General features: G+C 58.1%; 2 protein-coding genes. One reads left to right on the forward strand and one right to left on the reverse strand.

The features are described from left to right. Positions 1-33: 33 nt before the first annotated feature. Positions 34-621: a recombinase family protein gene (locus tag DL1_RS20435; RefSeq protein ID WP_038070177.1), complete on the reverse strand. Its 588-nt coding sequence runs from the start codon at positions 619-621 to the stop codon at positions 34-36. Positions 622-781: 160 nt separating this feature from the next. Here DL1_RS20435 and DL1_RS20440 point away from each other — a divergent pair, with 160 nt between their 5' ends. Next, on the forward strand, positions 782-3,664 hold the full coding sequence (locus DL1_RS20440; protein WP_038070180.1) for a Tn3 family transposase: 2,883 nt from the start codon (positions 782-784) through the stop codon (positions 3,662-3,664). Positions 3,665-3,711: the final 47 nt, after the last annotated feature.

Here is a 3,711-nt window from a genome sequence, read left to right on the forward strand (position 1 = left end):
GGGGTCTGATGCCGGAGGGGGCAGAATAGTACGCTAAGGGCTGATTTTGGCTCCTGTGCGGTGCAAAGTTCTGTAGATCGTTGGCCTTGAGACCGCAAAGACCTCTGCCAGGTCACTGATGGAATAGTCACCGGTGGCATGCATGCGTGCGAGTTCTTTTTGTTGCTTTTCAGAGAGTTTCGGCTGTTTCCCCCGGAGTTTGCCCTTTGCCCGTGCGATAGCCATGCCCTCCTTGGTCCGCAACCGGATGAGGTCGGCTTCAAACTCAGCAAATGTGGCCAGAATGTTGAAGAACATTTTACCCATTGGGTCCGTTGGGTCGTAGATGGAAATCCCCAACGCGAGCTTGACGCCTTTTTTCTCTAACTGATCTGCGATCGCACGTGCATCGGGGACGGACCGGGCAAGGCGATCCAATTTTGGCACGACCAGCACGTCACCTTCCCGGACGGCAGCTAGTGCTTGGTCGAGACCGGGGCGGGCGCGGTTGGTGCCCGTCAGCCCGTGGTCAGTATAAATGAGATCCTCTGATACGCCCAAGGCGCATAGGGCCTGCCGTTGTGCGGTCAGGTCCTGTTTGTCAGTCGAGCAGCGGGCATAGCCAATTTTGGTCACAGTCATAGCTTTAAAGTACGATTAAGGGGCGGCATATGCGAATCAAATCGTACCACCTATACGAGATATTCTGAGGTGTGGTTTCTCTGACCCTGCCAACCTTTGCAATACATGTCCGGTGAAGGAACCTCTTACGGACAGCCGCTTTGATCTTGGAAGGAACCACATGCCCCGCAGGAAAATGCTCACTGACCGCCAGCGGGAAGCGCTGCTTGATCTGCCGACCGACGAAACGGCGATGCTGCGTCACTACACGCTGGCAGATGATGATTTGGAAATCATTCGCGCCCGTCGTCGTCCCCATAATCGTTTCGGCTTCGCCCTTCAGCTTTGCGCATTGCGATACCCTGGTCGGTTGCTCGCGCCAGGCGAGGTTATTTCTGCGGCCTTGTCACGATTTTTGGCTGCGCAACTCGGACTGAAGCCTGATGATCTGGTGGAATATGCGACACGGGACGAAACGCGCCGCGAACACTTGGCCACTCTGCGTGAGATTTACGGATACAAGATGTTCACTGGCCGAGGATCGCGCGATCTGAAGGCCTGGCTTGAGAACGAAGCCGAAACCGCTCGGTCGAACGAGGATTTGGCACGGCGTTTTGTAGAGCAATGTCGGGCAACCCAGACCATTCTGCCTGGGATTACGGTTATTGAACGCCTCTGCGCGGACGCACTCGTTGCTGCCGAGCGACGGCTTGACACGCGGGTTGCTGACCGACTGGATGATGAGACACAAAGCCGACTTGATGCCCTGTTGACGGAAACCGTAGACAGCTCCGTCACCCGCTTCGTCTGGCTGCGCCAGTTTGAGGTGGGGCAGAACTCAGCCGACATGAACCGCCTACTTGATCGGCTGGAATTCTTGCAGGGCATGCCCGTGGAAAGATCTATCCTTGCCGGTGTGCCACCCCACCGTATCGCGCGCCTCCGACGGCAAGGGGAACGATATTTCGCCGGTGATCTACGGGATATTTCAGGTGATCGTCGCCTTGCCATCCTCGCGGTCTGTGCTTTGGAATGGCACAGCGCCATTGCCGATGCAGTGGTCGAGACCCATGACCGTATTGTTGGAAGGACGTGGCGTGAGGCGAAACGCGCATGCGATGCCCGTGCAGATGATGCCAAGGCCGCGTTGAAAGACACCTTGCAGGGCTTCTCTAATTATGGATCAGCGCTGCTGGAGGCACATGAAGATCAGGCCTCCCTCATCGATGCCGTTCAAAACGCAGGCGGCTGGTTGTCGCTCAGGGGGCTTGTCGCCACCGCTGCCCAACTCACCGACACATTGGCTGCCGATCCGCTGGCACATGTTGTTCACGGGTATCATCGCTTCCGACGTTATGCGCCGCGCATGCTGCGGGCGCTTGATATTCAGGCCGCTCAGGTTGCCGAACCGTTGTTGGAAGCTGCCAGCATCGTCGCGGGAACGGAAACCACAGGCGACCGCCCGCTGACCTTTCTGCGCCGGACCTCGAAATGGCATCGACACCTCAATAAAGATGATGGGCACCGCCTCTGGGAGGTGGCGGTCCTGTGCCACTTGCGCGATGCATTCAGAGCCGGCGACATCTGGCTTGCCCATTCCCGCAGGTATGGCGACCTCAAGGACACGCTGGTTCCGGCCGAAGTTGCCAGGGTAACGCCAAGAATGGCCATGCCATATGAGCCGGAAATATGGCTGGCAGATCGTAAATCTCGTTTGGCTGACGGCTTACAGCGATTGGCCCGCGCCGCCAGGGCCGGTGCCATTCCGGGAGGCTCCATCGAAGATGGCGTGCTCAAGATCGATCGCTTGACTGCCGATGTTCCCGAAGAGGCCGACGCCTTGGTGCTCGACCTTTACAAACGCCTGCCAGAGATCAGGATCACCGACCTGCTGCTCGAAGTGGATGACGAGATCGGCTTTACCGAGGCCTTCACCCATCTGCGCACTGGCGTCCCATGCAAGGACAGGGTCGGCATGCTGAATGTATTGCTGGCTGAAGGGCTTAACCTTGGCCTCTCCAAAATGGCCGGGGCCACGCACACCCACGACTATTTCCAACTGTCGCGCTTGTCGCGGTGGCATGTTGAAAGCGAGGCGATGGCGCGCGCACTGGCCATGGTGATCGAAGGCCAATCCGCCTTGCCAATGGCCCAGTTCTGGGGCGGTGGCACCAGCGCGTCCAGTGATGGGCAGTTCTTCCCCACCACGCGCCAGGGCGAAGCGATCAACCTGATCAACGCCAAATACGGCCATGAACCCGGTTTGAAAGCCTATACCCATGTCTCCGACCAGTTCGGCCCCTTCGCCACCCAGACCATCCCGGCCACGGTGAACGAGGCCCCTTACATCCTGGACGGCCTGTTAATGACAGACGCAGGCCAGAAAATCCGCGAACAGTATGCCGACACGGGCGGCTTCACCGACCACGTCTTTGCCGTCACCGCCCTTTTGGGCTTTCAGTTCATCCCCCGTATCCGGGACCTGCCATCCAAACGCCTCTACCTCTTCGATCCAGCATCCTGCCCGAAAGAATTGAAGGGGTTGATCGGCGGCAAGGTTAGGGAACCCGTTATCAGCTCAAATTGGTCAGATATCCTGCGCAGCACGGCCACAATGGTGGCGGGCGCGATGTCCCCAAGCCAACTCTTAAGGAAATTCGCTGCATATCCCCGGCAGCATGAGTTGGCCGTCGCGCTACGTGAAATCGGACGGGTTGAACGGACACTGTTTATCATCGACTGGCTGCTGGACGTCGACATGCAACGTCGCGCGCAAATAGGTCTGAACAAGGGCGAAGCACATCACGCCCTCAAGAACGCCCTACGCATTGGCCGCCAAGGTGAAATTCGCGATAGAACAACCGAGGGACAACACTTCCGAATGGCCGGGCTGAATCTGCTCGCCGCGATCATCATTTACTGGAACACCAAGCACCTCGGGCAGGCAGTCAATGGCCGCCGCCGCGATGGATTGTATTGCACACCAGACCTTCTGGCGCATATCTCACCCCTCGGATGGGCCCACATCCTGCTCACTGGCGAATACAGATGGCCCAAAAGATGATCAAACCGCCTTAGCGTACTATTCTGCCCCCTCCGGCAACAGACCCC

Origin of the sequence: Thioclava dalianensis (genome assembly GCF_000715505.1) — a bacterium.
GTDB lineage: Bacteria > Pseudomonadota > Alphaproteobacteria > Rhodobacterales > Rhodobacteraceae > Thioclava > Thioclava dalianensis.